This is a genomic window from Luteibacter sp. 9133, assembly GCF_000800155.1.
Lineage (GTDB): Bacteria > Pseudomonadota > Gammaproteobacteria > Xanthomonadales > Rhodanobacteraceae > Luteibacter > Luteibacter mycovicinus.
Genome location: NZ_JUHO01000001.1, coordinates 4400772 through 4421666, shown reverse-complemented (window position 1 = coordinate 4421666; position 20895 = coordinate 4400772). Strand labels below are relative to the sequence as shown.

Sequence of the window (20895 nt, the reverse complement as noted above, 5' to 3'; positions counted from 1 at the left end):
CTCGATGTCGCGTCTCGCACCGTTTTTGCTGGCTTTCGCGGGTTGCCTGCTCGTCCTGCCCGTCGCCGCGGCCGAAAGCGCACGTGTGCTGGACACTTTCGATACCGCGACGGGATGGAGCGCCACGCATACCGACGATGTCTCGGCATCGCTGCGTACCGTGGCTGGCACCCAGGGGCAGGCGATCTGCCTCGACTACGACTTCAACGGCGTATCCGGTGCGGCTTCCCTCAAGAAGCTGCTGCCGATCGATTTCCCGGAAGGCTTCGTCCTGCGCTTCGACGTGCGCGGACAGATGCCGCCGAACACGTTGCAGCTGAAGCTGATCGACGACACGGGCGACAACGTGTGGTGGTTCCAGAAGCCGTCCTTCGTGCCGACCGCATCGTGGCAGACGATCGAGGCGAGCAGCCGGCAGGTGGAGTTCGCATGGGGGCCGGTCAGGGACCGCACCTTGCGGCGCACGCGGGAAGTCGAGTTCGTCGTCTACAAGGAAAGCCTTCGCGACGGACTGCCGAACCGCGGATCGGTGTGCTTCGATAACCTGACACTGAGCGCACGGCGGCCCGAGGCCGTGCCCGCCGCGGTGCCGACGGCCAATGCGGTGTTCGAAGCCAGGGCGAAACAGGTGCGGCGCGGTCTCTATCCGCGTGGGTTTTCGGGTGAACAATCGTACTGGACGATCGTCGGCGTAGATGGTGGCAGCCGCGACTCCGCACTGATTTCCGAGGACGGGGCGGTCGAAATCGCACGGGGTGGCTTTTCCGTCGAGCCGTTCCTGATCGACAACGGCAAGCTGCTTACGTGGGCCGACGTCACGACGACGCAAGCGCTGCGCGACCGCTACCTGCCGATGCCGTCGGTGCAGTGGAAGAAGGGCGACGTGTCGCTCACCACGAGCGCCTTCGCCCAGGGGGCGCCGGGCGCATCGCAACTGGTGGTGAGCTATCGCCTCGCCAATGACGGCGACGCGGCGCGCGAGCTGACGCTGGCCCTGGCGACGCGTCCGTTTCAGGTCAATCCGCCCACCCAGTTTCTCAATGCGCCGGGCGGAAGGAGTCCGGTGCGAGACCTCGCCTGGGACGGTCATGCACTCACCGTCAACGGTGTGCGCAAGATCATTCCCCTGCAGCCGACATCGTCGTTCGTGGCAAGCGCCAGCCAGCCGACGTCCCTGGCCGAACGGCTGGATGCGGGCCAACGCCCGGTCGTGCGCTCGATCCATGCGGACGACGGGTTCGCACAGGGCGCGCTGCTGTATGACGTCCATGTGCCTGCACACGGGCATGTCGACCTCGGCGTCGTGATTCCCGTGAAGCAGACCGATGACGTGACGCTGCCGTCCAGCGCTGGGCAGTGGTTGTCGGCCCACGCGGGTGCGGTCGCGGCGTTATGGCGCGACAAGCTCGACCGTGTCGATGTACGCGTGCCCGCGCAGGCGCAGCCCGTGGTCGACACCCTGCGGAGCGGGATCGCGCAGATCCTGATATCCCGTGACGGTCCGGCGCTGCAACCGGGTACGCGCTCGTATTCGCGCACATGGGTACGCGATGGCGCGATGATGCTTGAAGGCCTGCTTCGCACAGGCCACGAAGATGTCGCGGCCGAGTTCGTCCGCTGGTACGCACCGCATCAGTTTTCGAACGGAAAGGTGCCCTGTTGCGTCGATGCGAGGGGCTCCGACCCCGTACCCGAGAACGACAGCCAGGGTGAACTGATCTTCAGCATCGCCGAATTGTGGCGTTACACGCACGATCGCGAGGCGCTCGACGCGCTGTGGCCGCACGTGACTCGCGCCGTCGCGTACATGGAAACGTTACGGGCCAGCGAACGACAGTCCACACGTCTGCAGGGTCCGGACCGTGCGCTGTACGGCCTGATGCCTGCATCGATCAGCCACGAAGGCTATTCGACCAAGCCGATGCATTCGTACTGGGACGACTTCTGGGCGCTCAAGGGTTACGACGACGCGGTCGATCTTGCCGGCGTACTCGGACATGCCGAAGAGCAGGCATCGTTCCGTCGTTCACGCGATCAGTTCCGCGGCGACCTGCATGCATCGATCGCCGCGGCGGTGAAGGAGAAGGGCATCGACTTCATTCCCGGCTCGGCGGAGCTGGGTGACTTCGATGCGACCTCGACGACCATCGCCTTGTCACCGGGTGGCGAGCAGGCACGCCTGCCGAAGGCGCTGGTCGACGCCACGTTCGAGACGTATTGGCAGAGCTTTGTCGCGCGACGCGACGGCAAGACCGCCTGGAAGGACTACACCCCTTACGAGTTGCGCACGATCGCCAGCTTTGTCCGGCTCGGCTGGCGCGACCGGGTGGGGGACCTCATCGCCTTCTTCTTTGCGGACCGTCGTCCGGCCGCGTGGAATCAGTGGGCGGAGGTGGTCGGGAGAGATCCGCGCGAGCCTCGCTTCGTCGGCGACATGCCGCACGCGTGGATCGCCTCGGACTATGTGCGCTCGGCGCTCGATCTGTTCGCCTATGACCGCGCGGCGGATCGGTCGGTGGTGGTCGCCGCCGGTGTGCAGCCTGACTGGCTGGCGGGCGAGGGCATCGCGATCCGGGATCTGCGCACGCCCTATGGGCGCTTCGGGTACACGTTGAAGGCGACGCATGGGAAAGCCGTGCTGACCATCACCCAGCCGATCGACCCGCCGGGCGGGGTGGTCTTGTCATTACCTTCGGGAGAGGTGAAGGTGGAGAAGGGCCGGACGAGCCTGACCGCGCCGCTTCAGTGAGTCGCCACGCGAGTCCGCAGCAGCGCATCCACCGCCTGCTGCCACTCCGCCGAACCCGGCGCCGCCTGCGGCGCTTCCTGACCGAGCTTGGTATTCACCGCCTGATTCCACGCCGGCGTCTCGGGCCGGGGGCCGTGCCCGTCATCACTGACCGCCAGCGTCCTGTCGACCCAGGCATACCATTCGGGCGAGCCCAGAGCCGCGTTGGCCGGGGCTGTCTTGCCGGGAGCGGGCGTGCCGTCCGACGGGGCGGAGGCTGCGGCCGAGGACGTCGCGGCCGCGGGAGCACCGGACGCCGCCTCCGGTGAAGACGGCGAACAGGCGGCGATGATCAATGCCGCACTGAGTGGCACGATGGTGAGCAAAAAGCGCATGGGCAATGAAACCTTCGCGAATGCGTAGGGGGCCGATCGTAGCTAGGCCTTCCCGTCCGCCGGTTAAACGGCGGAGGGAACTCACGGCATTTGTTCAGTTTCGGATCATCGCCGAATCAGAACTTACCGGCGCGAAAATCGGCGATCGCCTCGTGAATCTGTGCCGGCGTATTCATGACGAACGGGCCGTAGCGGGCAACCGGCTCGTCCAGCGGCCGCCCCGCCACGAGAAGGACACGCGCGGCTTCGTCGGCGGCGAAGCTGACCGTATCTCCCTTCGAGAGCACGGCCAGTTCGCTGCGCGCCAGCGGCCCGCCCGCGACCGTCGCCGAGGTGCCGTCGAAAACGTAGGCGAACGCACTGTGCCCCTCGGGGAGGCTGAGATCGAAACGGGCGCCTGCGTCGAGGGCGATGTCCAGATAGACCGGCTGGGTGGCGATGCCCGATACGGGTCCCGTCGCGCCAGCCAGTTCACCGGCGACCACGCGAACCGTCACGCCATCGGCAGGTTGCACGACCGGAATGTCGCCGGGCGGAATGTCCTGGTAACGCGGGGCGATCATCTTGTCCGAGGCGGGCAGGTTCACCCACAGCTGGAAGCCCCACATGAGGCCGGCTTCCTGCTGCGGCATCTCGGAGTGAATCAGGCCGCTACCGGCGGTCATCCACTGGACGCTGCCGGGACCGAGGTCACCGCGATTGCCCTTGTTGTCGCCATGCTGCATGCGACCGGCGAGCATGTACGTCACGGTTTCGAAGCCGCGATGCGGGTGGTCCGGAAAGCCTTCGATGTAGTCGCCCGCCTGATCCGAGCGAAATTCATCCAGCAGCAGGAACGGGTCGAGCATGTCGAGGGCCGGCTGGCCAATGACACGCTTCAGCTTCACGCCGGCGCCGTCGGCGGTATCCATGCCGCGCACGCGGCGGACGATGGTTCGTTGGGTCATGACAGTGCTCCGGATTCGATCGTTACAAGATGCCGGTATTCACACGGGAGACCAAGTCGTCTGACAAGAACGGACTGTTCCGCGAATGGCTGCACTGCCGCACGGATCGCAGTCAGGGCCGGCGATGCGCTCAGTGCACCCAGTGTCCGGAACGCTGCCGCGGCGGACCGTCGTCGTTCTCGCCGCGCGGGCGGGTCATCGCCTTGAGCTCGTCTTCGGTCGGGCCGTTGGTCCGCCAGTACTCACCGACGGCATTGAGCACCTCGGGCAGCTGACCCAGGCATTCGTCGTATTCGTCGTCGGTCAGTTTCTCGAACTCCGCATCCGCCTGCAGCACGCCCTCATCGACCGCCAGGGCCATGATCGGTCCCAGCAGCTGCATCAGATTCGCGTCTTCGGCCAAGCGGTTTTCCCAGAGCTGCGCACGCATGTCGATGCCGCGGCTGAAACCTTCGCACCAGCCAGCCGCCGACAGCATCGGGCCATCCTCGGTGTCGATTTCACCGAGAATCGGCTCGTAGGCGTCGACGTCGAGCTCGGCGCTGATCGAATCGTTGAGCTTGGCGAGCAGGGCGAGCACGGCATTGCCTTCGTCTTCGTCCTCGAAGGCGTCGTGCAGCACTTCGTGCAGCCATTCCTCGGGCTTGACCTCGAGCGGACCGACCGCGATCGCCGACAACAGGCCATGGACGCCGTCGAGCATCAGATCGCCGTCGTTGCCGTGGGCGCGGAGATAGATGTCGAGTTTTTCGAGCTCGGCGTCATCCAGCGAGCTCGGCCATTCGGACTTGGGTGTGTTCAAAGCTTCAACTCCAGCGCGACGGGCGCGTGGTCGGACGGCTGTTCCCACGTGCGCGGTGCCTTGTCGATGATCGACGAGGTCGCCAGGGATTTGAGCGCATCACTGATCAAGATGAGGTCGATCCGCAGACCGAGGTTGCGGCGGAATCCCGCCTGGCGGTAATCCCACCAGCTGAAAAGGCCCGCATCTTCGTTGAAAAGACGGAAACTGTCGTGAAGACCGACGTCCAGCAGCGCCTGCAGGGCGGCGCGTTCCGGCGGCGAGCAGAAGATGTCCTCGCCCCATGCCACGGGATCGTAGACATCGCGATCGTCGCGGCAGATGTTGAAATCGCCGAGAACGATCAGCTTCTCGTGCCTGGCGCGCTCGGCCTCGAGGAAATCACGTACCCGCGCCAGCCAGTGCAGCTTGTAGGTGTACTTCTCGTCACCCAGCGCTTTGCCGTTGACCACATACAGGTTCACGACGCGGATGTCGCCGACGGTAGCCGCCAGGATCCGGCGCTGCGGATCGTCCAGACCGTCGATGTCGGTGACGACATCGGTCAGCTCCTCTCGGGCGAGGATGGCGACGCCGTTATAGGTCTTCTGCCCTGAGAACACCGAGCGATAGCCCATCGCGGCGATTTCGTCCGCCGGGAACTTGTCGTCGGTGAGCTTGGTTTCCTGCAACGCCAGGATGTCGGGCCGCGCCTCCCCCAGCCATTGCTGGACATGGGGCAGGCGGACCTTGAGCGAGTTGACGTTCCACGACGCGATCTTCATCGCGCCATTGTAAAGGAAAGCCGCGCGCGGCTAGGGCGGTGGACGCCAGCTCCCGCCGGGACTTCAGGCCAGGCCGTAGCTCTTCAGCAGAGCGTCGGGCTGAGGTTCCCGGCCGCGGAACGCCGTGAACGACGCCAGCGCCGGCCGGGTCGAGCCGACCGCCAGCACTTCCTTGCGGAACCGCTCGCCGGTCGCCCGGTCAAGCACGCCAGCTTCCTCAAAGGGCTCGAACGCGTCGGCGGACAGGACCTCGGCCCACAGGTAGCTGTAGTACCCGGCCGAATAGCCGCCGGCGAAGACGTGGGTGAAGGCGTGCGGAAAACGCTGCCAGGCCGGCGGACGCAGCACGGCCACTTCATGCCGAACTTTCTCCAGCACGTCCATCGGACGGGCGCCGACGGCCGGGTCGTATTCCAGATGCAGCAGGAAATCGAACAGGCCGAACTCCAGCTGCCGGACCAGGAACAAGCCGGCGTGGAAGTGGCGCGCGTCGAGCATCCGCTGGTACAGCTCATCCGGAAGCGGCTCGCCCGTCTCGTAATGGCGGGCGAATTCGCGCAAGGCCTGACGATCCCAGGCGAAGTTTTCCATGAACTGACTGGGCAGTTCCACGGCATCCCATTCCACGCCCTCGATGCCGCTGATGGACGGAATATCCACCTCGGTCAGCATGTGATGCAGACCATGGCCGAACTCGTGGAAGAGGGTGAGCACGTCGTCGTGGGTGAGCAGCGCCGGCGCGCCATCGGTCGGCGGCGGGAAGTTGCAGGTCAGGTAGGCGATCGGCAGCTGCAGCTGCTCGCCGTCGCGGAAACGCGAGGCGGCCACGTCCATCCAGGCGCCGCCGCGCTTGCCCGAGCGCGCGTACATGTCGAGGTAGGCACCGGCGAATACGCTGCCGTCGGCATTGACCACGTCGTAGTACTTCACATCCTTGTTCCAGGTGTCCACGTCGTCGCGCGGCACGAAGCGGACGCCGTACAGACGCTCCACCACCATGAACAGGCCGTCGATGGCTGCGGAGGCCGGGAAGTACGGCTTGATCTGTTCCTCGTCCAGGGCATAACGCTGCTGGCGCAGGCGCTCGGCGGCGAAGCCGACGTCCCATGGCTCGAGGTTGTCGATCTTCAGTGTCTCGGAGGCGAAGTGGCGGAGCTCTTCCAGTTCCTTCTTCGCGACCGGCCTGGCCCGCGCGGCGAGGTCGCGCAGGAAGCGAAGCACGACCTCGGGCGAGGTGGCCATCTTGGTCGCCAGCGATTCTTCGGCGGCGTTGGCAAAGCCGAGCAGCTGGGCGGCCTCGTGCCGCAGCGCGACGATCTTCTCGATGCGCCCGGAGTTGTCGAACTTGCCCTTGTCCGGGCCCTGGTCCGAGGCGCGGGTCTGGTAGGCGTAGTAGACGGCCTCACGCAGATCGCGGTTTTCGGCGTAGGTCAGCACAGCCTGCACGCTGGGCTGTTTCAGGGTGACGAGGTAGCCGTCGAGTTTTTCTTCCCGTGCGTATTCGCGCAGCACCGCCCGGCCCGACGCCGGGATACCGGCCAGGTCGCGTTCGTCGGTGATGTGCTTGTGCCAGGCCTCGGAGGCATCGAGCACGGCGTTGGAAAACTCGGTGGTCAGCCGCGACAGCTCGACGCCGATCTCGCGGAAACGGGTGCGCGCAGGCTCTTCGAGCGCGACGCCGGACAGGCGGAAATCGCGCAGCGCGTGCTCGACGGCCGCGCGCTCGGCGACCGGCAGCTCCGCGAAATCCGCACGGTCGGCCACGGCCTGCACGGCGGCGTAGAGGTCGCGGTTCTGGCCGACTTCCATGCCATGCTCGGTGAGCTTTTCTTCCGCGGCGCCATGCGCCTTGCGCAGCGCTTCGGAGTCGGCGACGGAGTGCAGGTGGCTGACGGGCGACCAGGCGCGCGACATGGTCTGGTCGAGGCGCTCCTGGGCCAGGATCACGTGCTCGAAGTCGCGCGGCGCATCGGCCGCCGCGATGGCATCGATAGCGGCACGTTCGGCGGCGATCAGGCTGTCGATGGCCGGCTCGACATGTTCCGGACGGATGGCCGAGAACGTCGTCAGGCCGTTCGGATCAAGAAGCGGGTTGGTGCTGGTATCCATGGTCGATCTCCTCTCAGGCACCCAGCGTGGAGCCCTGAGGGAGGCAAATCAAGCGGCAGTGCGTCGCGCCGGACGCAACGTTCAGGGCCGGTCAGGCCAGGTAGTCGTCTTTCAGGCGCACATAGTTGGCGGCCGAGTAATAGAGCTGTTCGACCTGCTTGTCGCTCAGCACGCGGACCAGCTTGCCGGGATTGCCCAGCCAGAGTTCGCGCTCGCCCACGATCTTCCCCGGCGGGATGACCGTCCCCGCGCCGACGAAGCCGTATTTCTTCACGACCGCGCCGTCGAGCACGGTCGCGTGCATGCCGATCAGGCAGGCATCCTCGATGGTGCAGGCGTGGATGACCGCCCCATGGCCGATGGTGACGTCCTCACCGATGATCGTCGAGAAGCCGCCCGGGCTGTATGGGCCGTCGTGCGTGACGTGAATGATCGCGCCATCCTGCAGATTGCTGCGCGCACCGATGCTGACGTGGTGCACGTCACCGCGGGCCACCGCGCCGGGCCAGACCGAGACATCGTCGGCCAGTTCGACATCGCCGATAACCGTGGCGGCCGGGTCGACGTATACGCGGGCGCCAAGGCGGGGAAGGATGCCCTTGAAGGGCCGGATCGAGTGGGTCATGGCGCGATTCTAAACCCTCGCGCCATCGGCCCGCCCGGCCGGTTACATGAACGAGCCGCCGATGATCCGGCCTTCGCTGTCCAGCTTGGGGAAGTAACGGCTGTTGTTCTGGCGCATTTCCCGGGTGCTCATCATGTCCGGAGTGACCAGCGTGACATCGGGATAGGCCGCGTGGAACTGCGCGGGCGTCGGCTTCGTGGCGATGAACGCGTCGAAGGCTTTCATGTCGGTGACGAATCCGGCGACAGGTTTCGGCTGAGCGGCCGGAGCGGTCTGGCAGGCCACGAGGGCCGCGGCGCCGAGCACGGCGGTGAAAAAGAGAACAGCGAGACGATGCATGGGGCGAGGCTCCTTGCCTGGGGGAGCGTGGATTATGCCGCCGGAGGGTGCGACGGTTCATGAATCCCGTCGCACCTCCATCGATCGGTCAACCGTTGCGGCGGCGGATCTGCTCGGCCCTGGCCTCATCCTCGGCCGTGATCACCTGCTGCTGGGCATCGAGCTTGGCGCCCAGAATGATCAGGGTGTAGTTCGTCGGATCGTAGTCGCGAAGCAACGCGATCTCGCGACGTGCGTCTTCCAGTTCACGACGGTTGATCTGCCGCTCGATTTCCCTGGAGGCAAACGGCAGCGTCTCACGAAGCGCGTCCTGCGCGGTGGCATTGTTCGCTTCCAGCTGCAGCACACTGAGGTAGTACTCGTAGGCATTGTTGCCCTGAGGGGCGATCAGCCTTCCTTCGCGCGTGGCGTCACGAGCGAGCCCCAGCAGGATGTCGACGCCCGACGGGTCGCTGCCCGCGTTCGCGGGAGCGGCCGCTGCGAGATCGGCCAGGCTGGCTTCGGCCGTGGCGGTCGTACGCTGGTGCAAGATGACCGCGGCTGTACCGGCGAGGGCCGCAGCCGCGATGACCATGGTGATGATCGCGCGGCGGGGAACCGCGGCGATGTTTGGCTTGGACATGGGGAGATCCGGGGGGAACCGCCCGCGACCAGGCCGGCCCCCTGTCGGACGGCCCCGGCGGGCGGGACATGTTCCCGCCGCATTGTTGCAATTCCGCTACGGTGGGCCTCGAGAAACCGATGCAAGGATGGTTTTGATCAATCCCCGTTCCACCAGCCGCGCTTGAATGGCCGCACCTCCAGGAAAGGAACGCCGCCATGATCCTGCTGCTTGCCCTGCTCATCGGCGTTGTCGCCGGTCTCCGCGCCATGATGGCCCCGGCTGCCGTTGCCTTCGCGGCGCGCTTCGGCGGCCTGGCGCTGACCGGCACGCCGCTCGCCTTCATGGGTTACGCCTGGACACCCTGGATCTTCGGTATCGCGGCGCTCGGTGAACTGGTCACCGACCAGCTACCGAAGACGCCCAGCCGCAAGGTTCCGCCGCAGTTCGGCGCCCGGATCGTGCTGGGCGGGCTCTCCGGCGGCTGTATCGGCGCGGCTCACGCCATGCTGACAGGCGGCATCGTCGCGGGCGTCGCCGGTGCCGTCATCGGCACGCTCGGCGGCTCGGCGGTACGCGCGAAAATGGCCGCCGCTTTCCGCAGCGATCGCCCCGCCGCCCTCATCGAGGACGCCGTGGCGATCGTGCTGGCGGTCGCGGTGGTCTGCGCCGCCTGAGACCAGACCGGTCAGAACTGCGCGTTGAGGTTCACGAAGTACTGCCTCGGCGCGCCGGCCATCAAGGTCTGGTTGTAGCCGTCCGGGTCGGAGGCGACATAGCCGTTGGTACCGGTGGAGGCGAAGTAGCGCTTGTCGAACAGGTTGGTGACGTTGGCACCGATGCTCAGCGCCTTGAACACCGAGACCGCACCGAAATCGTACGCGATACCGGCGTTGGCCACCCAGTACGACGGCACGGCCGAGTCATTCGTATAGGTGATGTAACGCCGGCCCGTGTACTTGGCTTCGAGGTTGGCGCGCCAGCCGGAGAACTCGTAGTTGACCGAGCTGGAGAACATCGTCTTCGGCACGCCGACCACGTACTTGTCCGCCGTCGCGACGGTACCGGCGTTCTGGTAGTCGTCCTGGTACTTCGAGTTGTTGTACGAGAGCGAGTTGAGCCAGCTCAGGCCGCTGACCGGCTTCCACAGAAAGGCGAGGTCGGCGCCCTTGCTCTTCACGTCACCGACGTTGTTGAGCGAGGAAGCGCAGGTGACCACGGCCGGGCACGGCGTGGTGACGAGCAGGCGGTTTTCGAAACGCGTATAGAAAAGGCCAAGCGATGCCTCGAAAGTTTCGCCGTGTGCGCGGTAACCGACCTGCCAGGTCTGCGACTCTTCCGGCTTCAGCTGACTCTTCGCCGCATCGAACGACGCCTGCGACGTGCTGAAGGGCGTAATGCCGAACGCGGCGATGTTCTTCGCGTACGAACCATAGATGTCCTGATTGGCGTCGAGCTTGTAGTCGACACCAGCCTGCGGCAGGAAGCCCTTGCTCGCCTTCATCTGCCCTTGCGCGAACGCGGTGGTCGGCACGAGCGAGGTGGCGTCGGTTGTCACGCGCAGCGACTTCGCGCCGACGTTGATCGTCAGGGCGTCGTCGAGAAGATGGATCGTGTCCTCCGCATAACCCATGCGGGTCCTGGTCTCGTAATGCTGCAGGAACGCGCGCAGGAACGGCGACTGGTCGTTGTACACGGTATAGAGCGAGGTGTACTGGCCGCTGAGGGTGAAGAAGTTGCGCTCCTGGTTGGTGTTGGCGTTTTCACCCCACACGCCGACTTCGATGTCGTTGTTGCCCAGCGAGAACTTCAGTGCCGAGGTCAGGCCGTAGCGATCGAGGCCGTAGTCGGTGGTGCGCATCGAGATCGGCACGGTAGGCGAGGACGCCTGGTACGGCGTGGCCCACTGACCTTCGCCACGATCGGCGTGATAGTAACCCGTCGTATCGAGTGTGACGCCGCCGCCCAGGTTGAACGAACCGGACAGCCCGGCGAGGGTGTCACGACGGATACCGCCACCGGCGTAATACGTGGCGTCGCCCTTGTCGTAGTCGGCCGGCAGCGCATTGAGCGAGGCGGGATACGCGCCGTTGCCGTTCAGCGCATTGGCGATACCGACCGCCGTATTCCAGTCCGGCTGCAGATAGTCCCAGTTCCAGCCCAGCGCCTTCTGGCTGGTCAGGGACAGATCCATGTAGTCGTATTCCTTGCGTTTGCTGCTGTCGACGAACAGGCTCAAGCGGTTGCCGTCACCCCACTGGTACAACGCCTTGAGATTCGCCTGGTTCGACTTCTGATCGCCATAGCCCTTCCACTTGTCGGTATCGGCGTGGTCGAACGACACGTACATCGAGAAGCCGTGGTAGTCACCGCTGTCCGCACGCACGAAGGTGCGCCTGGTGGAGTCGGAACCCATGACCTGATTGAAGCGCACGCCCGGCTTCATGTCCGGGTCGGCGGAATAGAACTGCACGGTGCCACCGAGGTTGGTGTTGGAGGCGGTGCCCAGCGCACCGGCACCCTGCGCCAGCTCCACCGTCGCCAGGTTCTCCGAGGTGATCGCGCGGGTGACCTGCAGACCGTCGGTCACGCCATAACCCATGGTGCCCAGCGGAATACCGTCGAGGGTGAAGCCCAGGCGCGACTGGTCGAAGCCGTGCAGCGTGATCTGCGTGGACCACTCGTAGGCGCCCCAGGGATCGGCGGACTGGAACTGCACGCCCGGCAGTTTATCCAGTGCTTTCAACGCGCTGGTGCCCGGCGTCTGCTGGCGCACGATCTCGTCGATGCCGATGCTCTGAACCTGGCGCGTTTCACCCGGTGCGATGACCGAGACGGCTTCGAGCTGCTTGGGATCCTTGTTCGTGGCTGCCGACGTGTCGGCGGCGGGGCTGCCCTTGCCGTCATCGGAAGCGTGGACGAAGCCGGCGTGCAGCGAAAGCGCAAGCGCTGTGGCAAGTGCGGTACGACGAAGCGAAGCACGTGCGAACGTCATCGGTGGGGTCCCTGGAGGAATAAACCGATGAGACTCATGGCTGCGCATGTAACGTCGTTTACTCGCAGATGACGGCTGGTTGACGGTCGACGAATATGTGACCGTGTCGACCGACGCAGGATCTTTCGATCTTCGCGCGGACGTTTAGCCGTCCGTGCCCTTTCAAGGCGCCATCCATCCGGGGCGATGACATGGAGACCGGAACCCGCTACCTTCTGGTATCGCCTTCCCCAGCGCGGAGTTCCTGCCCCATGATCGACTGGGCCGCCATCGCCACTGTCTTCTCCGTCTACGCGGTGGGCGTGGTCATCCCGGGACCGAACTTCGTCGCAGTGGCGCACAAGGCGGCCTCCACCAGTCATCGCGAGGCACTGGCCATGGTCGGCGGCGTGGTGGTGGTCAACCTGTTCTGGGCCAGCTGCGCGATTCTCGGCATCGGCATCGTGTTCGCCACCTTCCCGTGGATCGCCCTGGCGGTGAAGGTCACGGGTGCCGCTTACCTCATCTGGTTCGGTGGACGCCTGCTGGTCAAAGCGGGCGGCGCGGGCACCGCGGTCATGCAGCTGGAGAGGGGCAGCTATCTGCAATCCTTCCGCGCCGGCTTCGCGACCAATATCGCGAATCCGAAATCGATGGCGTTCTATGCGGCCGTGTTCGCATCGGCGGCACCGAAGCATGTGTCGTTGCCGACTTTCATCGGCATGATCGCCACAGTCGCGGTGGTTGCCTCGCTCTGGTACGGCTTCGTCGCAGTGGTGTTCGCCACCCCGAGCGTGGCCGCCCGCTATCGCCGCGGCAAGGCGTGGATCGACCGGATCTGTGGATCGGTCATCGTCGCGCTGGGGATTCGCCAACTGGTTCGCTGAAAACATCCGTCCGCACGGCTTACCTGGGCTCGAGTGAAGACTGCGGACGCGCCCTGACGTTTGTAGCAAGACCTCATCTCAAGCTGAGCGGGCCGACACCAGGCGTGATCATGGGCTCGTCGCTTGTTCCAGCCTGTCGAGCCATGCGACGGCGTAATTCCTGTCGGGGCCGCACATGCTGGCATCGGGTCGAAGCCCGCCGCACACCTTCGGACGCTCCGGTTTTCCAAAGATCGCACAGCGATTGTCATCGGTCAGCTGGATACAGCGCACCCCCGCCGGCTTGCCGTTCGGCATGCCGGGGATGGGTGAGCTGATGGACGGAGCGATGCAGCAGGCCCCGCAGCCGGTGCGGCAGGCCATCACCACGATCAGAACCGCTGGCGAAGGAGCTGATACACCGGATCCGTATCCGGCCGCTGGCCATGCCAACGCTCGAACGCGTCGGCGGCCTGCTCGATCAGCATGCCCAGACCATCACGGAAGTAGCGCGCGCCGACGGCCGTCGCCCAGCCCTTGAAGCTCGCCGCGGCGGCGCCGTAGCACAGGTCATAGCAGGTGCTGTGGTCCTGCAGGATCGACATCGGCAGGTCGAAGGTGCCACCGGTGACGCCGATGGAGGTCGCGTTGACGACCAGATCGAAGCACTCGCCGTCGAGGCCGTCCCAGTAGCGCGTATGGCAGCGGGCAGGTTCGCCGATGGCGTCGGCGATAGCGTCGGCGCGCTCGGGCGTGCGGTTGACGATGGTCAGCGTCTGCACGCCGGCGTCCATCAGGGCCCAGGCCACGGCTTTGGCCGCGCCGCCGGCACCCAGTAGCAGGGCGTCATGGCCGCGCAGATCGAGCGAGTGGCGCTCGGTGACGTCGCGGACGAATCCGCTGCCGTCGGTGTTGTGTGCCTGAATCTTGCCGCCGACCAGCGCGGTGAGGGTGTTGACCGCACCCGCGCGGGCGGCGGCGTCGGTGCGCTCGGTGGCCAGCGCGAAAGCGGCTTCCTTGTGGGGAAGCGTCACGTTGGCGCCCAGGCCACCTTCAGCGAAGAACCGGCGGACGGCTTCTTCGAATTCGGCGGGCGCGGCATCGATGGCCTCGTAGCTGAGCTGGATGCCCAGCTGCCCGGCGAAGGCGGCATGGATCTGCGGGGACAGCGAATGCGCGATCGGGTGACCGAAGACGGCGTAACGGTGCGCTTCAGCGCTCATGGAGGCTCCTGGCTCTCGATCCGGACTCACGATCCGTGCGCGGATTCTAGCAACGGCTACTGGAATCCGGGCTTGCCCGCGTCTTCGGGACGTTGCGGAACCTTACGCATCTGCTCCACCGGGAAACCCTGCGCCCGCGCTTGCTCGAGCAGACGCTGATACGACGCGTCGTCCAGGGTCCGGTCCTTCGACATGATCCACAGCAGCTTCCGCGAAGGGAGGCCGACCATGGTCACCCGGTAATCGGGGTCGAGCGCCAGGATCGTGTAGTCGGAGCGGAACGGCCAGAGCAGCTGGACCTTCCAGCGGGCGGTGTCCTTCGGATCGGGCAGCCATGCCTTGCCGTGCCAGATCTTTTCGGGCTTATCGAAGCCCTTCCGGTAGTGGTACAGGTTCTCGATGGTCCCGTCCGGCTTCAGCCGGTACTCGTCCGCGGTGGCGACCTTGCCGCGCTCGGCGAAGTTGGGAATGTTGCCGATGACATACCAGGTGCCCATGTAACGGGGCAGGTCGACATGATCGACGGCCTTGAGGGGCGCGTCGGCCGCGCAGGAGGCAGTCGCCATGCCGGCCACCACGAGTAACGTCATCGGGATTCGTTTCATGGGGCTAGCTTCCGCCGGTCGGGATCAACGGCGGGTCAACGGGTCGCGGATTTTGAGACGCGGGGCGCTTAGCCTCCACCTCGACACCTCGTCTTCCGGAATGCCGCCATGAACGACACGCTCTCGCCCCGCCGTATCCGTGCACTGATCGCCATGGCCTGGCTGGCCCTTGGCACCCTGGTGCTGCTGGTCACCCCGTTGTCGGGGCATAGCGAGACACTGGGCTGGACGCCGGTGTTCTGGTTGCTGCTGGCGCCGGCCAGCGTGCTGGTGGCGATGAAGCCGGGGTTGCCGGTGTCGTTGCTGGTGGCCCTGTTTCGGCGGTGAGCCGCCTCAGGTCGGGATGCCCAGCCGCTTCAGCTCCAGCCGGCGCAGGAACTCCTGCATGATCCGCAGGTACAGGTCCTCACCCAGGTAGGCATCCTCGACTCCCGCGTCGATCGACGGGTTGTCGTTGACCTCGATGACCACCGGCTTGTCGCCGACCTGCTTGAGGTCGACGCCGTAGAGACCGTCGCCAATGGTCTGCGTCGCCTTGAGCGCGAGCTTCACCACTTCCGGGGGGGCGTCACGCACGGGCACGGTCCGAAATCCGCCCGACTTGGCCGTGCCCTTGGCGCCGTGGTTGTAGATCTGCCAGTGGCCACGCGACATGTAGTACTGGCACGCATAAAGCGGTTCGTGATTGAGTACGCCGATACGCCAGTCGTATTCGGTGTACAGGTATTCCTGCGCGATCAGCAGCGCACTGTGCGAGAACAGTTCGCCCGCGGCTTTTTCCAGAGCCTCGCGTGTCTCGACCTTGACGACACCACGCGAAAACGACCCATCGGGAATCTTGAGCACGATCGGCAGGCCGAGGCGATCGGGTAGCTCGTGCAGACGCCTGGCATCGTCGCGGTAGATGATCTCGGTCGCCGGTGTCGCCAGCTTGCGCGCCACCATCAGGTCGTTGAGGAAGATCTTGTTCGTGCAGCGCAGGATCGACGTCGGATCGTCCATCACCACCATGCCTTCCTTCTCCGCACGATGCGCGAAACGATAGGTATGGTTGTCGCTCGCCGTGGTTTCGCGAATGAAAAGGCCGTCGTATTCGGCCAGACGCTGGTAATCGTTCTTGCCGATCGGGTCCACCTCGATCCCGAGGTGTTTACCCGCTTCGATGAAGTGCTTCAGCGCCTTCTTGTTCGACGGCGGCATCGTTTCGTTCGGATCGACCAGCATCGCGATGTCGTAGCGGAAACGACGACGCGCACGCGGCTTGCGCCAGAGTTTCTTCGAAAACTTGTCCAGCGCCTGCGCGAAAGCGTCTTCCTGCGCATCGTCCAGCGTGTGCAGGCCCACCGCCTTGATCGCCGATACCTGCCACACCCGCTCGCGCTCGAATTCGATACGCATCAGCGGGCAGGGGAACATCTCGAACAGCTGCCTCGCAAGATCCTGCAGATCCGGATAGGCCGTCTCGCCGAAATAGACGAGCACGCCGAAGTCGGTCGTGTCACGGCCACCGGCAGGCAGGAAATTGGACAGCTTCTGGTTGAGATCGTCGATGTCCAGGCCGTACAGCGAACGACGGCGAAGATCGTTCACCGTGCGCACCGAGGGAATGACCTTGTGACCGCGCGCTTCGGCCAGCAGCGACACGTAATAGCCCGTGCCAAGGTACTTATAGCTGCGGCAGAGATTGATGACGTGGGTGCGTTCGTCGTCGCCGCCGACGGGCTCGCGCAGATAGTCCATGGCGCTGACCACATTCGCGGACGGGTAATACGAGCCCCAGTCCGAGGCTTTCTCCACGACGATGACGAGCCGGCTCATGAGACCTCGACAGACGACGAATGCCTCGTACCGACTCCACCGGGAGTCGTTCGCTTCGTCGGTGCCGCAGTGTGTGCCGCGATGTCGCGACGCACAAGGCGTCCTCCGACGTTCGCCTGAACGAATTCATGAAAAAGTCATTGATCCGCCGGACCCCGAGGTCTACAGTGCCGCGCTTGCCGTTTCCCCCTCCTTCCAGCGCCGGAGTCCCCAAGCGCATGCGTCCACCCCCGGTTACCGCCGCGGTGCGCGTTCGACGCGCCGAAGTCAGCGATCTCGACGATCTGGTCGCGCTCGAAGAATCGAGTTTCGCGCAGGATCGTCTGAGTCGCGCCCAGTACCGCAAACACCTGGATTCCGAAACCGCCCTGGTGCTCGTCGCCAGCGCCAACCATCGCCGGTTCCTCGGTACCGCCGTGGTGTTCTTCCGCAAGGCCACCACTATCGCCCGCCTCTATTCGCTGGCGACCACGCCCCAGGCACAGGGCAAGGGTGTGGGTTCCGCGCTGGTCGAGACCTGCGAGGATGCGGCACGGTCGCGTGGTTGCCGGGCACTGCGCCTCGAAGTCCGCAAGGACAACGCGGTCGCCATCCGCCTCTACGAGCGTCTCGGTTACCAGCGGATCGGCGAGTACGCGGCGTATTACGCCGATGGCGCGGACGCGCTTCGCTTCGAAAAGGCGCTTTGACCGGAGCCGGGGCTATACTGGCCGCCGTTTTCGGGGAATCGCCCATGCGCCGACTTATCCTCCCGCTTGCCCTCGTCGCTGCCTCCGTCGCCGGCCTGTCCGGTTGCGGCCAGAAGGGCAATCTGTATTTTCCGCCGCCGCCCGCCCCAGCCGGCACGGCCAAGCCGCAGGCCGGCGTGCAGCCCGCGCACGCCACCACGACGGCCGAGTCGCCGGCTTCGATCTCGACGACGTCGTCACCGTTCAACTCCGTCATTCACCAGTAATTCGCCATGACGTCGCGCTTCACCAAGATGCATGGGATCGGCAACGATTTCGTGATCGTCGACTGGCGTGAAGACGCCGGCCGCGTGCCGAATGCGGCGCGTATCGCCGCGCTGGCCGATCGCCACACCGGCATCGGCTTCGATCAGCTGATCAGCATCGAGCCGCCGCGCGATCCGTCCTGCGCTTTCTACTACGGCATCTGGAACGCCGACGGCACGCCTTCGGGGCAGTGCGGTAACGGTGTCCGTTGTGTGGCCGCCTGGCTGTTCCGCGATGGTGTGATCGGGCGCGACACCGACGTCCGACTGGAGAGCCCCTCCGGCCCGGTCACGGTCCGTGTGCTGGACGAAGGTCGCGTCGTGGTGGACATGGGCGAGCCTGACTTCGTGCCGTCGTCGATCCCGCTCGACCGCCCCGCCCATGCGACCTACACCGTCGAGCTTGATGGAGAAGACGTCAGCTTCGGCGCGGTTTCCATGGGCAACCCGCATGCGGTGGTCTTCGTCGACAATGTCTCGGATCCGCGCGTCGATCGCCTGGGGCCCTTGCTCACCGCCCATCCGGTGTTCCCCCAGGGTGCCAACGTCGGCTTCGCCCAGCGCCTCGGGCCCGACCGCATCCGCCTGCGCGTGCATGAACGGGGCAGCGGCTGGACGCAGGCCTGTGGCACGGGTGCCTGCGCGGCCGCCGCGGTGGCCCACGCGCTGGGCCTCGCCGGCACCGTCGTCGGCATCGACCTGCCCGGCGGCTCCCTGACCATCGAGTGGCAGGGCCCCGGCCATACACTCTGGATGACCGGCCCCGCCGCCTTTGTCTTTGAAGGCGAAGTGTGACGCCAGCCCGCTAAAGCGGCACACTGCGACCGGCACCCGCAGGAGCGCGCCCCGCGCGCGATGCTCTACCCAGCAACAACCGAGGAAGTACCCATGACCGACTCCGCGATCGACGGCGACATCAAACCAGCCACCGTCGCGTCCTACCTGCGGCGGCATCCGGACTTCCTCGCCGACTACCCCGATCTCGCCGACGCGCTGACGCTGCCGAGCAGCAACGGGCCGGCCACCTCGCTGGCCGTACGCCAGCTGCGCGGCCTGCGCGAGAAGAACGCCGAGCTGGAGCGCCGCCTCAAGGACCTCACCGGTATCGCCGGCGACAACGAGGCGCTGATGCGTCGCGTGCACGGCCTGATGCTGGCACTGCTCAGCTCACGCGACGTCGAGGAAACGGTGCGCAACGTGGTCAGCCGGTTGACCGAGGACTTCCAGTCGGAACGCATTCGCCTCGTCTTCTTCGGTGACCTTGCGGGCCTGCCGGACGAGCCGTGGCTGCTGCGCGAACCGCGCGGTACGGCGGGCCTGCCGGAATTCGCTTCGTTTCTGGAACATGGCGACCCGGTGGCGGGTCGCCTTGCGCCGGACAAGCTGCACCGCCTGTTCGGCGATGCGGCACCCGACGTGCGCTCCGCCGCGTTGATGCGCGTGGGCCCGGACGCGCTCCTGGCCATCGGCAGCGCCGACGCGGACCGCTTTCATCCGGGCATGGGCACCTTGTTCCTCAACATGATTTCGACCACGGTCGGCTCGGCCATCGAACGGGCCCGGAAGGCGGCGTGACCCCGCGCGAGGCCGTCGAAGCCTTCCTTCGGCATTTCGAAGCCGAGCGTGTGCCATCGGCGCATACGCTTGCCGCGTACCGGCGCGACCTCGACAAGCTGATCGCTTATATGGATGCCGAGGGGCTGTCGTCGTTCGACGCCCTCACGCCCGACCGGCTGCGCACACTGATCGCACGGCTGCACCGGCCCTTGCCCGAGAAAGGTAACAAGCAGGCCAAGGGCCTGGAGCCCAACAGCCTGCAGCGGCTTCTTTCCGCGTTCCGCACGCTGTTTCGTTACCTCACCCGCGAAGGGCAGCTGGCCCACGACCCGGCGCTGGGCGTCCGCGGGCCGAAGGTCAGGCGCAAGCTTCCCGTCGTGCTGGACGCCGACGAGGCCAAGGAGCTGGTCGAAACCAACCTCGGCGGCTCGCTGGCCCCGCGCGACACCGCGATGATGGAGCTGTTCTATTCGAGCGGCCTGCGCCTGTCGGAACTCTGCGGCCTGCGCTGGGGCGACCTGGATCTCGAAGACGGGCAGGTGCGCGTGCTCGGCAAGGGCAACAAGACGCGCATCCTGCCGGTGGGCCGCTTTGCCGTCGCCGCGCTGAAGGCGCTCGCCGCGCTGGGTGAGGCGGGCCCGGAGCATCCCGTCTTCAAGGGCCGGGGCGGTGCCCCGATCGGGGCGAGGGCGGTCCAGCTTCGCCTGGCCAGGCTCTCCAGCGGGCAGGCCAAACGGGTTCACCCGCACATGCTCCGGCACAGCTTCGCCAGCCACATGCTCGAGTCCTCCGGCGACCTGCGCTCGGTGCAGGAGCTGCTCGGCCATGCGGACATCGCCACCACACAGATCTATACCCACCTCGATTTCCAGCATCTGGCCAGGGTCTACGACGCGGCGCATCCACGGGCGAAACGCAAAGGGTAGGAGCGCGCCATGCGCGCGAGCTCTTCACGCCTTGGGTCGGGCCCCCTGCGGCCCCACCTCTTGCCGACTCCCCCAAGGAACGCGCTATGGAACCGATGCACGCCACGACCATCGTCTGCGTCCGCCGCGACGGCAAGGTCGTCATCGGCAGTGACGGACAGGTCACCCTCGGCAACACCGTGATGAAGGCCAACGCCCGCAAGGTGCGCCGCCTCGGCAAGGGCGACGTCCTGGCCGGGTTCGCCGGCGCCACGGCTGACGCCTTCACCCTGTTCGAGCTGTTCGAGGAGAAGCTGGTCAAGCACGGCGGCAATCTCACCCGCTCCGCCGTGGAGATGGCCAAGGAATGGCGCACCGACCGTCGCCTCGGCCGGCTCGAAGCCATGCTGGCCGTGGCCGACAAGGAGGCGTCGCTGCTGATCTCCGGTAACGGCGACGTCCTCGAGCCCGAGCATGGCCTGATCGCCATTGGCTCCGGTGGCCCTTATGCGCAGTCCGCCGCGCTGGCCCTGATGGAAAACACTGAGCTGGATGCACGCACGATCGTCGAAAAAGCGCTCAAGATCGCTGGCGACATCTGCATTTATACGAACCACAACACATCGATCGAAGAGCTCTGAGG

23 protein-coding genes are annotated in these 20895 nt (G+C 65.8%); 10 read left to right on the top strand and 13 right to left on the bottom strand.

What is annotated here, in order from left to right:
• Positions 1-4 precede the first annotated feature (4 nt).
• Positions 5-2749: a hypothetical protein gene (locus FA87_RS19255; RefSeq protein WP_052191459.1), complete on the top strand. Its 2745-nt coding sequence runs from the start codon at positions 5-7 to the stop codon at positions 2747-2749.
• On the opposite strand, the gene FA87_RS19250 is transcribed toward FA87_RS19255, so the two are convergent.
• From FA87_RS19250 to FA87_RS19215, 8 genes are all read right to left on the bottom strand, one after another.
• Positions 2743-3123, bottom strand: coding sequence for a hypothetical protein (locus FA87_RS19250; RefSeq protein ID WP_036108925.1), 381 nt, complete (start codon positions 3121-3123; stop codon positions 2743-2745). The genes FA87_RS19255 and FA87_RS19250 overlap by 7 nt on opposite strands.
• A gap of 116 nt (positions 3124-3239) precedes the next feature.
• A complete protein-coding gene (locus FA87_RS19245) occupies positions 3240-4070 on the bottom strand; it encodes a pirin family protein (protein ID WP_043696914.1) in 831 nt (276 codons plus the stop codon).
• A 130-nt stretch (positions 4071-4200) separates the two neighbouring features.
• On the bottom strand, positions 4201-4872 hold the full coding sequence (locus FA87_RS19240) for a YecA family protein (protein WP_036108931.1): 672 nt from the start codon (positions 4870-4872) through the stop codon (positions 4201-4203).
• Complete coding sequence (gene xth / locus FA87_RS19235; protein ID WP_043696909.1) at positions 4869-5636, bottom strand: exodeoxyribonuclease III; 768 nt, start codon at positions 5634-5636, stop codon at positions 4869-4871. Before xth ends, FA87_RS19240 begins: the two co-directional genes overlap by 4 nt.
• A 63-nt stretch (positions 5637-5699) precedes the next feature.
• A complete protein-coding gene (locus FA87_RS19230) occupies positions 5700-7745 on the bottom strand; it encodes a M3 family metallopeptidase (RefSeq protein ID WP_043696908.1) in 2046 nt (681 codons plus the stop codon).
• A gap of 91 nt (positions 7746-7836) precedes the next feature.
• Entirely contained in the window at positions 7837-8370 is a 534-nt protein-coding gene (locus FA87_RS19225) for a gamma carbonic anhydrase family protein (RefSeq protein WP_043696906.1), read from the bottom strand.
• Between the two features lie 42 nt (positions 8371-8412).
• Positions 8413-8709 (bottom strand): hypothetical protein, encoded by a 297-nt coding sequence (locus FA87_RS19220; protein WP_036108943.1) that lies wholly within the window; start codon positions 8707-8709, stop codon positions 8413-8415.
• 88 nt (positions 8710-8797) lie between these two features.
• The gene (locus FA87_RS19215) at positions 8798-9331 is read right to left on the bottom strand and encodes a hypothetical protein (protein ID WP_036108945.1); all 534 of its coding nucleotides are present in this window, start codon (positions 9329-9331) and stop codon (positions 8798-8800) included.
• 197 nt (positions 9332-9528) lie between these two features.
• Here FA87_RS19215 and FA87_RS19210 point away from each other — a divergent pair, with 197 nt between their 5' ends.
• Positions 9529-9987, top strand: a complete 459-nt coding sequence (locus tag FA87_RS19210; RefSeq protein WP_036108949.1) for a membrane protein — start codon at positions 9529-9531, stop codon at positions 9985-9987.
• Positions 9988-9998: 11 nt separating this feature from the next.
• Here the strand turns inward: FA87_RS19210 and FA87_RS19205 are convergent, their stop codons facing one another.
• The gene (locus FA87_RS19205; RefSeq protein WP_043696903.1) at positions 9999-12305 is read right to left on the bottom strand and encodes a TonB-dependent receptor; all 2307 of its coding nucleotides are present in this window, start codon (positions 12303-12305) and stop codon (positions 9999-10001) included.
• Between the two features lie 251 nt (positions 12306-12556).
• Here FA87_RS19205 and FA87_RS19200 point away from each other — a divergent pair, with 251 nt between their 5' ends.
• Positions 12557-13171 carry a LysE family transporter gene (locus FA87_RS19200; protein ID WP_043696900.1) on the top strand — a complete coding sequence of 205 codons (615 nt, stop codon included), beginning with the start codon at positions 12557-12559 and terminating at the stop codon, positions 13169-13171.
• A 108-nt stretch (positions 13172-13279) separates the two neighbouring features.
• Here the strand turns inward: FA87_RS19200 and FA87_RS20550 are convergent, their stop codons facing one another.
• The 3 genes from FA87_RS20550 to FA87_RS19190 are packed head-to-tail and all read right to left on the bottom strand — an operon-like array spanning position 13280 to position 14978.
• The gene (locus FA87_RS20550) at positions 13280-13534 is read right to left on the bottom strand and encodes a YkgJ family cysteine cluster protein (RefSeq protein ID WP_081907629.1); all 255 of its coding nucleotides are present in this window, start codon (positions 13532-13534) and stop codon (positions 13280-13282) included.
• 8 nt (positions 13535-13542) lie between these two features.
• Positions 13543-14373 carry a shikimate dehydrogenase gene (gene aroE, locus FA87_RS19195; RefSeq protein WP_043696899.1) on the bottom strand — a complete coding sequence of 277 codons (831 nt, stop codon included), beginning with the start codon at positions 14371-14373 and terminating at the stop codon, positions 13543-13545.
• A gap of 56 nt (positions 14374-14429) precedes the next feature.
• Positions 14430-14978, bottom strand: a complete 549-nt coding sequence (locus tag FA87_RS19190; protein WP_081996663.1) for a lipocalin family protein — start codon at positions 14976-14978, stop codon at positions 14430-14432.
• 108 nt (positions 14979-15086) lie between these two features.
• On the opposite strand from FA87_RS19190, the gene FA87_RS19185 reads away from it, so the two are divergent.
• The gene (locus tag FA87_RS19185; RefSeq protein WP_036108958.1) at positions 15087-15305 is read left to right on the top strand and encodes a hypothetical protein; all 219 of its coding nucleotides are present in this window, start codon (positions 15087-15089) and stop codon (positions 15303-15305) included.
• A gap of 6 nt (positions 15306-15311) precedes the next feature.
• Here the strand turns inward: FA87_RS19185 and FA87_RS19180 are convergent, their stop codons facing one another.
• Positions 15312-16796 carry a RimK family protein gene (locus FA87_RS19180; protein WP_043696896.1) on the bottom strand — a complete coding sequence of 495 codons (1485 nt, stop codon included), beginning with the start codon at positions 16794-16796 and terminating at the stop codon, positions 15312-15314.
• A 218-nt stretch (positions 16797-17014) separates the two neighbouring features.
• Here FA87_RS19180 and FA87_RS19175 point away from each other — a divergent pair, with 218 nt between their 5' ends.
• The 6 genes from FA87_RS19175 to hslV all read left to right on the top strand — a co-directional run bounded on the left by FA87_RS19175 (position 17015) and on the right by hslV (position 20893).
• A complete protein-coding gene (locus tag FA87_RS19175; protein WP_090353456.1) occupies positions 17015-17485 on the top strand; it encodes a GNAT family N-acetyltransferase in 471 nt (156 codons plus the stop codon).
• Between the two features lie 44 nt (positions 17486-17529).
• Positions 17530-17751: a lipoprotein gene (locus FA87_RS19170; RefSeq protein ID WP_043696893.1), complete on the top strand. Its 222-nt coding sequence runs from the start codon at positions 17530-17532 to the stop codon at positions 17749-17751.
• 6 nt (positions 17752-17757) lie between these two features.
• On the top strand, positions 17758-18585 hold the full coding sequence (gene dapF / locus FA87_RS19165) for a diaminopimelate epimerase (protein WP_043696890.1): 828 nt from the start codon (positions 17758-17760) through the stop codon (positions 18583-18585).
• Between the two features lie 93 nt (positions 18586-18678).
• On the top strand, positions 18679-19365 hold the full coding sequence (locus tag FA87_RS19160) for a DUF484 family protein (protein WP_036108969.1): 687 nt from the start codon (positions 18679-18681) through the stop codon (positions 19363-19365).
• The gene (locus tag FA87_RS19155; RefSeq protein ID WP_043696888.1) at positions 19362-20273 is read left to right on the top strand and encodes a tyrosine recombinase XerC; all 912 of its coding nucleotides are present in this window, start codon (positions 19362-19364) and stop codon (positions 20271-20273) included. The genes FA87_RS19160 and FA87_RS19155 overlap by 4 nt, the downstream gene beginning before the upstream one ends.
• A gap of 86 nt (positions 20274-20359) precedes the next feature.
• Positions 20360-20893, top strand: coding sequence for an ATP-dependent protease subunit HslV (hslV, locus tag FA87_RS19150; RefSeq protein WP_036108979.1), 534 nt, complete (start codon positions 20360-20362; stop codon positions 20891-20893).
• Positions 20894-20895 lie beyond the last annotated feature (2 nt).

What these genes read in the sequence shown, in the direction of transcription:
- FA87_RS20550 (WP_081907629.1), bottom strand. Translation starts at nt 13,534, where the DNA reads ATGGCCTGCCGCACCGGCTGCGGGGCCTGCTGCATCGCTCCGTCCATC.
- FA87_RS19180 (WP_043696896.1), bottom strand. Translation starts at nt 16,796, where the DNA reads ATGAGCCGGCTCGTCATCGTCGTGGAGAAAGCCTCGGACTGGGGCTCG.
- dapF (WP_043696890.1), top strand. Translation starts at nt 17,758, where the DNA reads ATGACGTCGCGCTTCACCAAGATGCATGGGATCGGCAACGATTTCGTG.
- FA87_RS19170 (WP_043696893.1), top strand. Translation starts at nt 17,530, where the DNA reads ATGCGCCGACTTATCCTCCCGCTTGCCCTCGTCGCTGCCTCCGTCGCC.
- FA87_RS19220 (WP_036108943.1), bottom strand. Translation starts at nt 8,709, where the DNA reads ATGCATCGTCTCGCTGTTCTCTTTTTCACCGCCGTGCTCGGCGCCGCG.
- FA87_RS19210 (WP_036108949.1), top strand. Translation starts at nt 9,529, where the DNA reads ATGATCCTGCTGCTTGCCCTGCTCATCGGCGTTGTCGCCGGTCTCCGC.
- hslV (WP_036108979.1), top strand. Translation starts at nt 20,360, where the DNA reads ATGGAACCGATGCACGCCACGACCATCGTCTGCGTCCGCCGCGACGGC.
- FA87_RS19255 (WP_052191459.1), top strand. Translation starts at nt 5, where the DNA reads ATGTCGCGTCTCGCACCGTTTTTGCTGGCTTTCGCGGGTTGCCTGCTC.
- aroE (WP_043696899.1), bottom strand. Translation starts at nt 14,373, where the DNA reads ATGAGCGCTGAAGCGCACCGTTACGCCGTCTTCGGTCACCCGATCGCG.
- FA87_RS19245 (WP_043696914.1), bottom strand. Translation starts at nt 4,070, where the DNA reads ATGACCCAACGAACCATCGTCCGCCGCGTGCGCGGCATGGATACCGCC.
- FA87_RS19225 (WP_043696906.1), bottom strand. Translation starts at nt 8,370, where the DNA reads ATGACCCACTCGATCCGGCCCTTCAAGGGCATCCTTCCCCGCCTTGGC.
- xth (WP_043696909.1), bottom strand. Translation starts at nt 5,636, where the DNA reads ATGAAGATCGCGTCGTGGAACGTCAACTCGCTCAAGGTCCGCCTGCCC.
- FA87_RS19160 (WP_036108969.1), top strand. Translation starts at nt 18,679, where the DNA reads ATGACCGACTCCGCGATCGACGGCGACATCAAACCAGCCACCGTCGCG.
- FA87_RS19250 (WP_036108925.1), bottom strand. Translation starts at nt 3,123, where the DNA reads ATGCGCTTTTTGCTCACCATCGTGCCACTCAGTGCGGCATTGATCATC.
- FA87_RS19185 (WP_036108958.1), top strand. Translation starts at nt 15,087, where the DNA reads ATGAACGACACGCTCTCGCCCCGCCGTATCCGTGCACTGATCGCCATG.
- FA87_RS19205 (WP_043696903.1), bottom strand. Translation starts at nt 12,305, where the DNA reads ATGACGTTCGCACGTGCTTCGCTTCGTCGTACCGCACTTGCCACAGCG.
- FA87_RS19200 (WP_043696900.1), top strand. Translation starts at nt 12,557, where the DNA reads ATGATCGACTGGGCCGCCATCGCCACTGTCTTCTCCGTCTACGCGGTG.
- FA87_RS19215 (WP_036108945.1), bottom strand. Translation starts at nt 9,331, where the DNA reads ATGTCCAAGCCAAACATCGCCGCGGTTCCCCGCCGCGCGATCATCACC.
- FA87_RS19230 (WP_043696908.1), bottom strand. Translation starts at nt 7,745, where the DNA reads ATGGATACCAGCACCAACCCGCTTCTTGATCCGAACGGCCTGACGACG.
- FA87_RS19190 (WP_081996663.1), bottom strand. Translation starts at nt 14,978, where the DNA reads ATGAAACGAATCCCGATGACGTTACTCGTGGTGGCCGGCATGGCGACT.
- FA87_RS19175 (WP_090353456.1), top strand. Translation starts at nt 17,015, where the DNA reads ATGCGTCCACCCCCGGTTACCGCCGCGGTGCGCGTTCGACGCGCCGAA.